Here is a 14,727-nt window from a genome sequence, read left to right as displayed (position 1 = left end):
AAGGAAGCCTTCATGCAAAGGTATTTGGGGTTTACGCTGGTGGAGTTGTTAATCACGGTGGCCATTCTGGCCATTATCACTGCTGTGGCCTATCCGGCCTACTCGGGCTATATGCAAAAAGCCAGGCGAACAGAGGCCATTCAAACCCTTTATAGCATGCAGCTGGCCCAGGAAGACTGGCGTATCTCCAACCCCGGTTATACAAGCTCGGTCGCGGACCTGAAAAGCCCGGCCAGTACCAATCACTATGACTTCAGTGCAACTGTTGCAGATAACAGCTATACCCTCACTGCCACCGCCAGGAAAAGCCAGCAGAATGACAAGGAAGGCGGCACCAGCTGCTCAACACTGACCCTGGCACGCAGCGGCGACAAAACGCCGGCTGTCTGCTGGTAATAACGAGTAGGGTGAGGCGTTACCGCCTCATCCCTCTCACAGAACCGTACGTACGGACCTCGTATACGGCTCATGCCTGCTTTTATTCAGCCTGCGGGCTGAACACATACCCTGTCCTGACATCTTCAAGATTGACCAGACCCAGTTCCTGGAACCAGCGGTTTGGCATCGCATAGCTGGCTAATGGGCTCCGCGCATTTCGCCAGCTCGCCATGCGGATGTACCGGAACGGCGGTTTGTACCCCAGCTGTTTCAGCCGGCGGTGCAACCGTGACGGCTCCTTCCACAGCTTGAGCTGGATGCTGCGCAGTCTGCGCCTTAACCATGCCGCGATTCGCTTGAAGTCCCTGTGCGCATTGGCAATACCGAAGTAGTGACTGAACCCTCTCAGCAGCGGATTCAGTGCCTTGATGACCTGACACAACGGCTTGCCGCCGTTGCGCCTGGTCTGCTGCTTCAGCTTCGCCATGAACCCGGTCAGTTTCCTGGCTTGAATACGGGTATATCGACTCCCGATTTCGACACTCAGAAACTTCACCCCGTCATCGCTGTGCGCAATGTGGGATTTGGTCGGGTTAACGGTCAGCTTCAGCTCGTTCTCCAGTATTTTCGTCGCTTGCCTTAGTGCGTTTTCCGCGCCGGCACGACTGCGACAGAAGATCAGTATGTCGTCCGCATAGCGCACTATCCGGTGGCCGCGTTGGCGCATTTCCTGATCAAACGCGTCCAGATAGATGTTCGCTATCAGTGGGCTGATCACGCCCCCTTGCGGACTGCCTGTTTCTGTCGGCTGCCAATGCCCGTCTGCCATCACCCCGCTTTTCAGGAACTGTTTGATCAGCTCCAGCACGCTGCCATCGGTGACCCGTTGTCGGATGCTCTGCACGATGTGCTCGTGATCGAGCGTGTCAAAGCACTTCGACAGATCCATGTCCACCACATGCTGTAGCCCGTAACGACGGATGAACAGCGTGGCTTTGTTGATGGCATCATGACAACTTCGATGCGGTCGATATCCATAGCTGGATGGGTGGAACTGCTCCTCGAAGATGGGGGACAGCAGATCGTTCAGGGTTTGCTGGACCACTCGGTCCCGAACTGTCGGGATCCCCAGCAATCTCACGCCTCCCCCATCTTTCGGGATTTCCACCCGTCTGACCGGTTGTGGCCGATATTGCCTGGTTTTGAGTTCAGAAAGCAGTTGTTCGAGGTGTTTACTCAGATCCCGGGCGAAGTCACTCAGGCTCTGCCCATCTATTCCGGCCGCGCCTTTCGCTTTCCACACCTTTCTGAATCCGTTGTACAGCCGCTGCTTATTGAGCAATTGGCCGTACAGGCTGTAATACACTCGCACTCGCTTTCCTCGGGTTGTGTGCTGCGTGGGGACAGGATGTCTTCTTGCAGTGCCGGTGTATTTCGCTCGGCTGTTTAGCCTTCTGGCGCAATGGCAATGTACTAAAGTGAGCCGGAGCTACTCCCGTGTACGGTTTCTCGTTCCAGTGCACTGCTTCCGCAGTGAACCGGTCCGGAATACCCCGATAGCAAGTCGGCTTGTGTACCACTGAAAAAAAAACATCTGCTCATCACAGACTTAAAGTAGGCTTCCTCCCTTCGCAACACCGACGGCTTTTGGCTCGTCGCTGCTCCATCAGACGCTGTGCTGATGGTCAGCCCGGTTTTGTCCTCCACACCATTACTGGGCTTCTCAGGCCGGGCCTTACTCACTACTACGGATTCATCTGCCACCTCGCACCAACACAGATCTTGGCTCTCACCTTGAGTCTGTGCTTCCGGCTTGCCGCCGGAGCTGGTGTCAGGCTTCCCCAGTTACTGCACTGGCTCCCTGCCAGAGACGCCACCCTCAAACACGCAACAGATCTGACTGAGTATCGGGCTTTGCGTTATTTTGCACGCTTACCCACCTGCCGCGCCGAATCAGGTTCACTTGCGTTGTGTGCCTCTGACTTCCTATGGCTTCCTTCAGACCCTGCCGTTGGCCCGCAGCGCCCTTGCCATTCGGATTATCTTCCCCTCAGTCAGGGTGATTCAGGTTTCTTTCAACCTGACGGGTTTGCCAGCTTCGCTGGGCAAACAAAAAACCGCCCCTGAGGGCGGTTCGGTTACACCTGTTTGATTTTGAGCTCGGCGGGCACTTCAAACACAATATTTTCTTCCCGCCCGGGGTGCTCGGTGACGGTTTTTCCGCCCAGCGACTGCAGGTGAGAAATCACTTCCTGCACCAGCACTTCCGGGGCCGAGGCACCGGCAGTCACACCAATGCGCTCGGCACCATCCAGCCAGGCCGGCGCTATCATCTCAACACAGTCGATCAGATGGGCCCGGGTACCCATCTTTTCTGCCAGCTCCCGCAGCCGGTTGGAGTTGGATGAGTTGCGCGATCCTACTACCAGCATCAGATCCACCTTGGCAGCCAGCTCCCGCACCGCATCCTGCCGGTTCTGAGTGGCGTAGCAGATGTCATCCTTGCGCGGCCCCTCAATTGTGGGAAAGCGCGCCCGCAGTGCGTCTATCACATCGGAGGTTTCATCCACACTCAGGGTGGTTTGAGTGACAAAGGTCAGATTATCGGGATGCTTGACCTCAAGGCTGGCCACATCGTCCGGATTTTCCACCAGATACATGCCGCCTTCAGTACTTTCATACTGACCCATTGTGCCTTCCACTTCCGGATGGCCCGCATGGCCAATTAGAATAGTCTCAATACCTCTGCGGCTGGCTCTGTGCACTTCCATATGCACCTTGGTTACCAGCGGACAGGTAGCGTCAAACACCTTGAGTCCACGCCGTTTGGCCTCTTCCCTCACCGCCTTGGACACACCATGGGCAGAGAAAATCACAATATTGCCGTCTGGCACCTGATCCAGCTCGTCCACAAACACGGCACCCGCATCTTTAAGCTTGTTCACCACATAGCGGTTATGCACCACTTCGTGACGCACATAAATGGGCGCACCAAATTTTTCCAGGGCGCTCTGCACTATACTGATGGCCCTGTCCACGCCGGCACAGAAGCCTCGGGGGTTGGCGAGCAGGATTTCCATGATCAGGCTCCGTTTTCGTCTACGGCCAGGATCTCCACCTCAAAGGTGACATTATGACCGGCCAGAGGGTGATTAAAGTCTACGGTGACCGAGTCGCCGGCCACGCCGCGAATAATACCGGGAATTTCAGCACCATTGGGCTGAGTAAACGACAGAATAGCGCCTTCTTCCAGCTCCAGATCAGCACTAAAACGGCTGCGCTCCATATAGTGAATATTATTTGGGTTCACTTCACCAAAGGCGTCGTTGGGCGTTAACTCAAATACTTTTTTCGCGCCGGTTTCAAGGCCCAGCAGGCAGGCTTCAAAGTTGTCGGTCAGGCTGCCATCGCCCATCTGCAGTTTGGCCGGCTTGCCCTGCAGCTGAGTGCTGTCAGCCACAGAGCCATCCTCCAGCTTGATGGTAAAGTGAAACAGCACTTCGCTGTTGGGACCAATTACATTACTCATTGGGGGCTTCCTTTTTAAAACTGTCGATGATGATCATGGCGGCACCAATAAAAATGAAGCTGTCGGCCAGGTTAAATGCTGGCCAGTGCCAGTTACCCAAATAAAAATCAAGAAAATCAACCACATGCCCAAGCAATAAGCGATCAATCACGTTGCCGATGGCACCGCCAATAATCAGCGCATAAGCCACCGGCATCCAGCGGGCGGTACGCGGTGCCTTGTACATCCAGACACTGAGCAGCACTGTCACAGCAAAGGCAAGGCCGGCGAAAAACCAGCGTTGCCAGCCGCCCTGATCAGCGAGAAAGCTGAACGCCGCTCCCGGATTATAAACATGTACCAGATTGAAGAAGGGGGCGATCTCCACCCCCGGGTAGCCATAATCCAGATAGTTGACGGTCAGCCATTTGGTTATCTGATCCAGCACTATGGTCACAATGGCCAGCCACCACCAGCGCAGACCAGTATCAGTGAGCGCACGCATCAGGCAAACCGGCGGACTTCGCCGTCTCCGGCCACGTTCGATACGCAACGGCCACAGATGCCGTCATGACCTTCATGGGTACCTACATCATCCACATGATGCCAGCAACGACCGCACTTGTCGGCTTCACTCCTGGCCACACTCACTTTGAGGCCGGCCAGCTCGGTATCGGTCGCATCGGCGGCCTCGCCAAGTGCGGCAATAGTGACGTTTGAAGTCAGCATCACAAAGCGCAGCTCATCGCCCAGTTGCGCCAGCTTGGCAGCCAGGGATTCATCGGCATAAAGAGTGATGTCGGCCTCCAGGGCTCCACCAATCACCTTGTTGCTGCGGGCACTTTCCAGCGCCTTGTTCACCGCCTGACGCACTTTGAGCAGCTCAGCCCAGTAGGCATCATTCATCTGTTCACCTTCTGCCAGGCCAAACAGACCGTCATAGAACTCTTCGGTAAACACAAAGCGCTCACGCTTGCCGGGCAGCAGGGCCCAGATCTCGTCGGCGGTAAAACTCATGACAGGCGCCATCCAGCGGACCAGGGCCTCCACAATGTGGTACAGGGCGGTCTGGCAGGAACGGCGCGCCTGGCTGTCAGCCTTGGCGGTATACTGGCGATCCTTGATTACGTCCAGATAGAAAGAGCCCATCTCGATAGAGCAGAACTGCATCAGTTTTTGCGTCACCAGATGGAAGTTGTACTCGTCATAGGCCTGAGTGATCTCCTGCTGAATGGCCTGAGCACGCCCCACTGCCCAGCGGTCAATCACCACCATGTCTTCCGGTGCCACCATGTCGGTTTCCGGATTGAAGCCGTTCAGGTTGGCCAGCAGGAAGCGGGCAGTATTACGAATACGGCGGTAGGCATCGGCGCTGCGCTTGAGAATTTCATCGGATACCGTCATCTCACCGGAGTAATCGGTGCTGGCTACCCACAGGCGCAGAATGTCGGCACCCAGCTTGTTCATTACTTCCTGGGGGCTGACCACGTTGCCGATGGACTTGGACATTTTGCGGCCCTGGCCGTCCACGGTAAAGCCGTGAGTCAAGACCTGACGGTAAGGCGCATGGCCCTTCATAGCAGTGGAGATCATCAGTGATGACATAAACCAGCCACGGTGCTGATCCGAGCCTTCCAGATACATGTCGGCAGGATGCCCCTGAAACTCGGAACGTACGTCCACAACGGAAGAGTGAGTAGAGCCGGAGTCGAACCATACATCCAGGGTGTCGAGCACCTTGTCGTACTGGTCGGCTTCCTCACCCAGCAGCTCGGCGGGGTCCAGATCCCACCAGGCCTGAATGCCGGCTTTCTCCACCCGCTTGGCTACTTCCTCCATCAGCTCAGTGGCGCGGGGATGCAGCTCCTGAGTGTCTTTATGCACAAACAGGGCAATGGGCACACCCCAGGTACGCTGACGGGAAATACACCAGTCAGGACGGTTTTCCACCATGGACTGAATACGGCTTTGGCCCCACTCGGGTACCCACTGCACTTTTTCAATTTCACTCAGTGCCTGACCGCGCAGACCGGCCTGATCCATACTGATAAACCACTGGGGGGTGGCACGGAAAATAATGGGCGTCTTGTGCCGCCAGCAATGCGGATAAGAGTGCATATAAGCTTCATGGTGCAGCAGCGCGCCACGCTCCTTGAGCACCTCAACTACAGCGTCGTTGGCCTTGAAGACATGCTGGCCGGCAAACAGCTCAGTATCGGGCAGGTACACACCATTGCCGCCCACCGGGTTAGCCACTTCCAGACCGTAGTGCTGACCTACCGCGAAGTCTTCCTGACCATGGCCAGGAGCCGTATGTACGGCACCGGTACCGGAGTCGATGGTGACGTGGTCGCCCAAAATGGCAGGTACATCAAAGTCGTAGAAGGGATGCTGAAAACGCTTCAGCTCAAGCCCGGCACCCTGACAATAACCTAGATTGTGATAGTGAGTGATGCCGGCTCTGTCCATCACGTCCTTGACCAGATCTGCCGCCAGAATCAGCCGCTCGGGCTGATCACCTTCCACCTGCACCAGGGCATAGCTCAGCTCGGCATGCAGCGCCACCGCCCGGTTGGCGGGCAAAGTCCAGGGCGTGGTGGTCCAGATCACCACAGAAACGGGACCCTGACCGGCATGTCCTTCGGCACAGTCAAAACTGGCAACCACAGCAGCCTCGTCAGCGGCCCTGAAGCGGACATCAATAGCTGGTGAACGCTTGTCTTCGTACTCGACTTCGGCCTCGGCCAGCGCCGAGCCACAGTCGGTACACCAGTGCACCGGCTTGGAGCCCTTGTGCAGATGACCTTTGTCGATAATTTTGCCGAGGGCTCGAATGATGTTGGCCTCGGTATCAAAGTTCATGGTCAGGTAAGGATTGTCCCAGTCACCGAGTACCCCCAGACGGATAAAGTCAGCCTTCTGCCCTTCCACTTGTTCTTTGGCGTAGGCACGGCAGGCTTCGCGGAACTCGGCGGCAGACACTTTGACACCGGGCTTGCCGACCTTGCCTTCCACTTTCAGCTCAATGGGCAGGCCGTGGCAGTCCCAGCCGGGAATGTAGGGCGAGTCGTAACCCAGCAGGCCCTTGGACTTGACGATAATGTCTTTCAGGATCTTGTTGACCGAGTGACCAATATGAATGTTGCCGTTGGCGTAGGGAGGGCCATCATGAAGAATAAAGGGCTTCTTGCCGGCCTTGGCACGACGCACGGCACCATAGAGATCTTCATCAAACCAGCGCTGCAGCATCTCCGGCTCGCGTTTGGCCAGGTTGCCGCGCATGGGAAACTCTGTTTCGGGCAAATTCAGGGTGTGTTTATAGTCGCTCATTGATCCTACATTCCGTTCGGTTCTGATACCGTCAGGCCGAACCAGGCCCGGGCATTGACGGCATCGCGTTGAATCTGCTCCTTCAACAGCGCAAAGGAAGCGAATTTTTGTTCATTTCTCAGCTTGTGACACAAAGCCACGCTCACCTGTCTGCCATAGAGATCGCCCTCAAAATCAAACAGGTGCACTTCCAACAGGGCTTTGGTGCCGTTGACTGTGGGTTTATGGCCGATATTAGCCACACCGGCATATTCCCGGCCGTCCACACTCAGACGCACTGCATACACGCCCGACACCGGAATCACCCGGCGCTTGAGCGCTACATTAGCGGTAGGAAAACCGATAGTACGGCCCAGCTTGGCACCATGAGCCACCCGGCCACACAAACTAAAGGGCTGGCCCAGCATACGTTCAGCGTCCTGCAGCCGATCTTCTGCCAGCGCCTTGCGGATCAGGGTGCTGCTGACCCGTCGATTTTCCATGCGCCAGCTTTGTGTGCTGACCACATCAAAATCAAAGGCACGACCGGCCTGGGTGAGCAGGGTAAAGTCCCCGCCCCGGTTGCGGCCAAAACGAAAATCATCACCTACTACCAGGAAGCGTATGCCCAGTTTGTCAACCAGCAGACCACGAATAAAATCATCGGGACTCTGTGCCGCAAAGGCTGGCGTAAAGCGCACACACAGCAGGCGATCTATGCCCAGTTCGGCCAGCCGGGCATATTTTTCTCTCAGTCTGGTTAATCGGGGCGGAGCATTGCGTCCGGCAAACAACTCCTGCGGCTGCGGCTCAAACACCATCACGCAGGCAGGCACCTTCAAACGCCGCGCCTGCATCACCAGCCCACGCAACACGGCCTGGTGCCCCAGGTGAACGCCATCAAAGTTACCGATGGACAGCACGCATCCCCGATGCCAGGGTTTAATATTGTGAATGCCGCGAATTAGCTCCATAAGTCCTGCTGCTCGGCCCCTACAAATCGGCGGATTATAACTCAGCCGGCGATCAGGATCAGCCCTTGTTAAGCGGAGCCTGCCCTCATTCCTCACAAGCTGATACTGCGAAAGTGCCGGGGGCGCACTCCAAACAGCAGCAGCAGCACACCGTAACACAGGGCACCCGCCGCAATATAGCCCAGCAAGTACAGCCCACTGTGCCACAGACTCCAGTCAGCCCATACTGCCAGCGACGGAGACAGATATATCAGCAGTCCCGCCATACCAGCGCTGGCCACAATCACTCGAAGTAAAAACATCAGCGTGGTTTTACCCGGGCTGTATACACCACGCTGATGCAGCCCCCAGCCCAGCAAGCCGGCATTCAGCACGCCCGACATGGCAGTAGCCAGCGCCAGCCCCACATAGCCCAGGGGAAAAATCAGTACGGCGTTAAATACCATATTGGCCACCATGGCAATAATGCCGAAGCGCACCGGAGTTTTGGTATCCTGGCGGGCATAGTAGCCTGGTGCCAGTACCTTGATCAGCATAAAGGCCTGCAACCCCAGGCCATAAGCCACCAGGCTCTTGCCCGCTGCCGCCACTTCTGCCATGCCAAACTCGCCGCGCATGAACAGCACCCTGAGCATGGGCTCACTCAGTACAATCAGCCCTACCATGGCAGGAAAGCCCATCAGCAGTATCATGCGCACACCCCAGTCCATGGTGGCGGCAAAACTGTCTCTGGCCTCATCCACATGGCGGCTGGACAGGGCCGGCAGAATCACGGTGGCAATGGCAATACCGAACAGCCCCAGAGGAAACTCCAGCAGCCGGTCTGAATAATACAGGTAACTGATGGAGCCGGTCGCCAGAAACGAGGCCAGCATGGTGTCGAACAGCAGGTTCACCTGACTCACCGACACACCGAACAGTGCCGGTATCATCAGGGTTCGAATCTTCACCACGCCGGGGTGATGCCATGCCCAGCGCGGACGCACCAGCAATTTAAGCCTGGCCAGAAACGGAAACTGAAACAAAAACTGCACCAGACCGCCGGCAAACACCCCCACCGCCAGGCCGATTTCCGGCTGTGCCAGCCTTGGCGACAGCCACAACGCCGCAGCGATAATGCAGACATTCAGAAACACAGGGGTAAAGGACGACACTGCAAACCTGCCGAAGGTGTTGAGAATAGCTCCGGCCATGGCAGTAAAACTGATAAACCACAGGTAGGGAAAGGTGATCTTGAGCAGCAGGGACGCCAGCTCAAACTTATGCGCCTCAGGGCCATCGTTCAGCCATTCCACAAACCAGCCGGCCCCAAACAGGGCAGTCACCACCCCTGAGCCCAACATGCCCGCCAGGGTCACCAGAGTGACAATCAGCCCCAGGGTACCCGATACCGCCGCCAGCAGATCCTGAGTGTCTTTAAAGCTTCTGGTCTGCTTGTACTCGGTCATGACCGGCACAAAAGCCTGATTAAAAGCCCCCTCGGCAAACAACCGGCGCAAAAAATTAGGAATACGGTTGGCAAAAAAGAACACATCGGCAGAAGCACCCGCTCCCATCAGGTTAGCAATCACCACATCCCGGGCCAGCCCCAGCACGCGAGAAACCAACGTCATGGCAGAAACAATCATGCCTGACCGCAACAGCGCCTTGCTCAAAATGAAAACCTCGCGGTAAGAAATTGCTGAACGCAGGTGAATACTGCTAGAATTCGGCGGATAGTTTAACCCCCTGCCCTGTGCCACACCACAGGGCGGTGTTTATTTGCACAAATCAATTGACAAACTGCGGTGAAAAAGGCATATTCCTCGGCCTTTTATGAGCACTCGCTAAGACAGATTCAGGAGTTTTACCTTGGCTAACATCAAGTCTGCTAAGAAACGCGCTATTCAGGCTGAGAAGCGTCGCAAGCACAACGCCAGCCGTCGTTCCATGGTTCGCACCTACGTGAAAAAAGTTATTGCCGCCATTGCTACCGGTGACAAGGCCAACGCCCAGAAAGCGTTTGACGCAGCTCAGCCTCTGCTGGACCGCATGGCCACCAAAGGTCTGATCCATAAGAACAAGGCTGCTCGTCACAAGAGCCGTCTGAATGCCCAGATCAAAGCGCTGTAAGCGTTTTATTCTGGCATCGAAAAAACCGGCTTTATGCCGGTTTTTTATTGCCTGTTAATCAGGCCTACCGGCAATAGAGCCGGTGCAGCAGGGCAATCATTTCCCGCACTTCCTCGCTTTTCAGCGAGTAATACACGGTTTGCGCTTCCTTACGGGTGCTCACCAGATCGTCATTACGCAAAATAGCCAGATGCTGAGACAGCGCCGACTGGCTTAACCCCAGAAACTGGTTCATCTCTCCTACCGACAGCTCCTTGTCGAGTAAGTGACACAAAATGAACAGCCTGCGCTCGTTGGCCAGCGCCTTAAGCAGCTTGACCGCCTGAGCCGCGTTGGCTTCCATGTCCTTGATATTCATTTCTTGGGTCGCATTCACGTTTGAGCTCTCAACTGAATTCATCATCAAAAGTAGCGGGCGGTGTTACCGCCGAAAAATCGTCCTTGCCGGAGAACAGCGAACTAAAGTCGCTCTCGCACAACCGCTTCACCGCCGGGTGCTGAATCATGCGCTCGGCAAAAATCACATAATATTCTTCTTTCAGCTCGGTGGCCCTGCCTATCTCAATCACCGGCTGATACTGCAAAATGGCATCACGATAGATGGCCGGAGCCACAAAGATCCCCTGATTAAAAAAGCCAAAGGCTTTCATCAGGGCGGCATCGTCAAACTCTCCCAGGATCTGGGGTTTAAGCCCCTGCACCTCCAGCCAGTGACGCAGCTGACGGCCCATGGCGGTACGCCGGCCCGGGATCAGCAATTTGCGCTCTTCAAGACAGGCAGGAAAAAGTTTGACCGGCAAGGGCTCGCGGCAGTAAAAGCCGATATCGCACTCTCCCAGCTTTTTCGACAGCAGGCCCGCATGCTGGGCCGAATCGACCGGGCAGTCGGACAGTATCATATCCAGCTTGTGCTCACTCAACTGCTCCAGCAGCATCTCGTGGGTAGACTCGTAGCAGCGCAGATGAATGGAGCCGTCATTGGGGATCACCGACAGCAGCACCCGGCTGGCCAGTCGCTTGGACAAGGCATCAGCAATACCCACCTCAAACACCAGGTGATCTTCTTTGCGGTAATTCACAATATCCAGCATTTCATAAGACAGGCTGAACATGCGATCTGCATACTGAAACACCAGTTGTCCCAACTCGCTGGCTTCCAGTTGCCGGCCTTTTCGCTTGAACAGCTTGCCTCCCAGCCGTTCTTCCAGCTGACGGATCTGTCCGGTTACGGTTTGAGGCGTCAGAAACAGGGCTTCCGCGGCCTTGGTCACCGAGCCTTTTTTCTGTGTCATCCAGAAATAGTAAAGATGGTTGTAATTCAGGTGTGACAATATGTCGTCTCCGCCATGCAATGCCCCATCATAAAGAAACCGGCCGGTTTTTTATACCCGGCCGGTTCATCATCGGTAAAGGTGATGGTTACACCAGTTGTGTGTGTGCCGGAACCTTACGCTTCAGCGGCTCCTTTTTTGGCAGCACCCGCCTCAGCATCACATATCCGCTGATCGCCGCCAGTGTCGAGCCCATCAGAATACCCAGGCGCGACAGATTGGCCAGCTGAACCTGATCCGCAAAGGCCAGCGAAGAAATAAAGATAGACATGGTAAAGCCAATGCCACACAGCACCGACACCGCAAAAATCTGTTTAAAACACACGCCCGCCGGTAACTGGGCATAACCCAGCCGCACCGACAGCCAGCTGACCAAAAAGATACCCATGGGTTTACCCAGCAGCAGGCCAGCCATCACGCCCAGCGGTAACGCCGACGTCAGATCGGCAAGCGACAAACCTTCCAGTGATACGCCCGCATTAACAAAAGCAAACAACGGCAAGATCACAAAGGCACACCAGGGATGAAGAAAGTGCTCCAGCTGTTTGGACGGCGAGAACCGCTGGCCATAAAGCGGAATAAGAAACCCAAGGATCACGCCGGCCAGGGTGGCATGCACGCCCGACTTGAGCACGGCTACCCACAGGATCCAGCCCAGCAGCAAATAGGGCACCAGATTACTGACCCGGGCCCGGTTAAGCCAGACCAGACCGATAATACCCAGCAGACCGACCGCCATGGCGGTAAAGTCGACGCCGTGGTTGTAGAACAGAGCAATAATAATGATGGCACCCAGATCATCGATGATCGCCAGCGCCAGCAAAAAGATCTTCAGAGTCAGCGGCACCCGCTTGCCCAGCAGCGCCATCACCCCAAGAGCAAAAGCAATGTCAGTGGCCGCCGGAATGGCCCAGCCGCTCTGGTTGGCAGGCTCGCCCAGATTGAACAACATAAACCACAGTGCCGGAAACACCATGCCGCCAATGGCCGCCAGAGCCGGGAACATGGCTTTTTCACGAGTGGACAGCGCGCCTTCCACCATTTCCCGCTTCACTTCAAGGCCGACCAGCAGAAAGAATACCGCCATCATGCCGTCGTTCACCCACAGCAGCAGGGGTTTATCGAGGTTGAGATCACTGATGCGCAGCTGAATGGGCATATTAAGAAAGCCCTGATACATACCAGACAAGCCGGTATTGGCCATCAGCATGGCGATCAGGGCCGCAATAATTAACAGAATACCTCCGGCCGACTCCATGGCCAGAAAGCGTTTAAGCACATGAGACATAACGAGCTCCTTCTCAAAGAATCGCCCGAGTGTAATCAGCTTGTTACAGAGGTTATAATCGGTTGTTTCTGATTAATGCCTCGGGAATACCGAAACAAAGTGCAAAACGTTTTGTAAATCCCGATGAAAATGAAATGTTAAACTAAAGTATAGCTTTATTTACAAACAAATATCTGTCAAATGGCAACCGGTGCTTTGATATGTGGGTGAGGCTGGTAGTCTTCCAGAATAAAATCCTCATATACATAATCAAACAGTGAATCCGGGCGGCGCGCCAGTCGCATAACGGGCAATGCTCTGGGCTCACGGCTCAGCTGCAGCCGGGCTTGCTCCAGGTGATTGCTGTAAAGGTGCACGTCACCGCCGCTCCATACAAAATCACCCGGCTCAAGATCTGCCTGCTGGGCCATCATCATGGTCAGCAGCGCATAGCTGGCAATATTGAACGGCAGCCCCAGAAACACATCACAGCTACGCTGATACAGCTGGCAGGATAATTTGCCATTGGCCACATAGAACTGGAACAGTGCATGACAGGGCGACAGCGCCATTTTATCCAGCTCACCCACGTTCCAGGCAGAAACGATAATGCGGCGGCTGTCAGGATTGGTTTTAATGGTTTCCAGAGCCTGGCTGATCTGGTCAATAACCCGGCCGTCGGCGGTTTCCCAGCTGCGCCATTGTTTGCCGTATACCGGCCCCAGACTGCCGTTTTCATCAGCCCATTCATCCCAGATGCTGACACCGTTTTCCTTAAGGTAAGCGATGTTGGTATCACCGTTCAGAAACCACAGCAGCTCATGAATAATGGATCTGAGATGGCATTTTTTGGTGGTGACCAGCGGAAAACCCTCGGCCAGATTAAAACGCATCTGATGGCCAAATACCGACAGGGTACCGGTGCCGGTTCTGTCTTCTTTGTGCTCACCATGATCCAGAATATGCTGCATCAGCTCGAGATAGGCTTTCATGCGGTTTTTGCTCCGTTACCAAACCAGTGGGGACGACGACAGGCCGCCCATAACATCAAGGCGCCGCCAATCATCATTGGCAACGACAACAACTGACCCATACTGAAAAAGTCGAGATACAATCCCAGCTGAGCATCGGGCTGGCGTACAAACTCTACCAAAAAGCGGAACGAGCCGTAGCACAGCAAAAACAGCCCGGAAATCACGCCCCGGGGCGGTCGGGCACGCCAGGCCAGATTCAGAATAATCAGCAGCACCACCCCTTCCAGGGCAAACTGATACAGCTGGGACGGATGTCGCGGCAGCATGCCCGCTGCCGGAAAAATAATGCCCCAGGGCACATCGGTCACTCTTCCCCAGAGTTCGCCGTTAATAAAGTTGCCCAGCCGTCCGGCTCCCAGGCCAAAGGGAATGAGTGGCGCGATAAAGTCGGCCACGGCAAAGAAGGTTTTATTGTGCTTGCGGCCAAACAGCCAGAACGCAGTAAGCACGCCCACCAGGCCGCCATGAAATGACATGCCACCGGACCAGATTTTGATAAGATAAACCGGATCGGCCAGAAAGGTGTCGAACTGATAGAAGAGCACATAACCCAGGCGGCCCCCCACTATCACACCGAGAAAGCCGTAGAAAAGCACATCGGATACCTGATCTTTGGTCCATTCCGAGCCCGGTTGTGCCGCCCGCCGGTTGCCCAGCCACCAGGCAAATACAAACCCCAGCAGGTACATAAGGCCATACCAGTGCACCGCCAACGGCCCCAGCTCTATGGCAATGGGATCGAAACCGGGAAACACCCAATGAGAATCAGACATGCGCTTACCCCGAAAAATGGAAAGCGGGTATTGTAAGGCAA

General features: G+C 55.4%; 14 protein-coding genes. 2 read left to right on the top strand and 12 right to left on the bottom strand.

Features of this window, described 5'->3' with window-relative positions; translation table 11 throughout:
- Positions 1-12: 12 nt before the first annotated feature.
- Positions 13-396, top strand: coding sequence for a type IV pilin protein (locus R0I78_RS03120; RefSeq protein WP_317074278.1), 384 nt, complete (start codon positions 13-15; stop codon positions 394-396).
- Between the two features lie 82 nt (positions 397-478).
- Here R0I78_RS03120 and ltrA read toward each other — a convergent pair whose 3' ends face one another.
- From ltrA to murJ, 7 genes are all read right to left on the bottom strand, one after another.
- Entirely contained in the window at positions 479-1,744 is a 1,266-nt protein-coding gene (gene ltrA, locus R0I78_RS03115) for a group II intron reverse transcriptase/maturase (RefSeq protein ID WP_317074277.1), read from the bottom strand.
- Positions 1,745-2,516: 772 nt separating this feature from the next.
- Complete coding sequence (ispH, locus tag R0I78_RS03110) at positions 2,517-3,458, bottom strand: 4-hydroxy-3-methylbut-2-enyl diphosphate reductase (protein WP_317074276.1); 942 nt, start codon at positions 3,456-3,458, stop codon at positions 2,517-2,519.
- Positions 3,459-3,460: 2 nt separating this feature from the next.
- Complete coding sequence (gene fkpB / locus R0I78_RS03105; protein ID WP_019936048.1) at positions 3,461-3,907, bottom strand: FKBP-type peptidyl-prolyl cis-trans isomerase; 447 nt, start codon at positions 3,905-3,907, stop codon at positions 3,461-3,463.
- Positions 3,900-4,391, bottom strand: a complete 492-nt coding sequence (gene lspA, locus R0I78_RS03100; protein ID WP_317074274.1) for a signal peptidase II — start codon at positions 4,389-4,391, stop codon at positions 3,900-3,902. Before lspA ends, fkpB begins: the two co-directional genes overlap by 8 nt.
- Entirely contained in the window at positions 4,391-7,216 is a 2,826-nt protein-coding gene (gene ileS / locus R0I78_RS03095; RefSeq protein ID WP_317074273.1) for an isoleucine--tRNA ligase, read from the bottom strand. The genes lspA and ileS overlap by 1 nt, the downstream gene beginning before the upstream one ends.
- Before the next feature lie 5 nt (positions 7,217-7,221).
- Entirely contained in the window at positions 7,222-8,169 is a 948-nt protein-coding gene (ribF, locus tag R0I78_RS03090; RefSeq protein ID WP_019936051.1) for a bifunctional riboflavin kinase/FAD synthetase, read from the bottom strand.
- 92 nt (positions 8,170-8,261) lie between these two features.
- Positions 8,262-9,824: a murein biosynthesis integral membrane protein MurJ gene (gene murJ / locus R0I78_RS03085; protein WP_317074272.1), complete on the bottom strand. Its 1,563-nt coding sequence runs from the start codon at positions 9,822-9,824 to the stop codon at positions 8,262-8,264.
- A 196-nt stretch (positions 9,825-10,020) separates the two neighbouring features.
- On the opposite strand from murJ, the gene rpsT reads away from it, so the two are divergent.
- Entirely contained in the window at positions 10,021-10,281 is a 261-nt protein-coding gene (gene rpsT, locus R0I78_RS03080; RefSeq protein WP_014291441.1) for a 30S ribosomal protein S20, read from the top strand.
- Positions 10,282-10,345: 64 nt separating this feature from the next.
- On the opposite strand, the gene R0I78_RS03075 is transcribed toward rpsT, so the two are convergent.
- From R0I78_RS03075 to lgt, 5 genes are all read right to left on the bottom strand, one after another.
- Complete coding sequence (locus tag R0I78_RS03075; RefSeq protein WP_019936053.1) at positions 10,346-10,639, bottom strand: ArsR/SmtB family transcription factor; 294 nt, start codon at positions 10,637-10,639, stop codon at positions 10,346-10,348.
- Between the two features lie 28 nt (positions 10,640-10,667).
- The gene (nhaR, locus tag R0I78_RS03070) at positions 10,668-11,612 is read right to left on the bottom strand and encodes a transcriptional activator NhaR (RefSeq protein ID WP_317074271.1); all 945 of its coding nucleotides are present in this window, start codon (positions 11,610-11,612) and stop codon (positions 10,668-10,670) included.
- A gap of 88 nt (positions 11,613-11,700) precedes the next feature.
- Entirely contained in the window at positions 11,701-12,900 is a 1,200-nt protein-coding gene (gene nhaA, locus R0I78_RS03065; RefSeq protein ID WP_019936055.1) for a Na+/H+ antiporter NhaA, read from the bottom strand.
- Between the two features lie 176 nt (positions 12,901-13,076).
- Positions 13,077-13,871, bottom strand: a complete 795-nt coding sequence (gene thyA / locus R0I78_RS03060) for a thymidylate synthase (protein ID WP_317074270.1) — start codon at positions 13,869-13,871, stop codon at positions 13,077-13,079.
- Positions 13,868-14,686, bottom strand: coding sequence for a prolipoprotein diacylglyceryl transferase (gene lgt, locus R0I78_RS03055; RefSeq protein WP_019936057.1), 819 nt, complete (start codon positions 14,684-14,686; stop codon positions 13,868-13,870). The genes thyA and lgt overlap by 4 nt, the downstream gene beginning before the upstream one ends.
- Positions 14,687-14,727: the final 41 nt, after the last annotated feature.

The organism is Oceanimonas sp. CAM02 (genome assembly GCF_032842915.1).
Classification (GTDB): Bacteria; Pseudomonadota; Gammaproteobacteria; order Enterobacterales; family Aeromonadaceae; genus Oceanimonas; species Oceanimonas smirnovii.
This window is presented reverse-complemented; position numbering and strand designations above follow the sequence as displayed.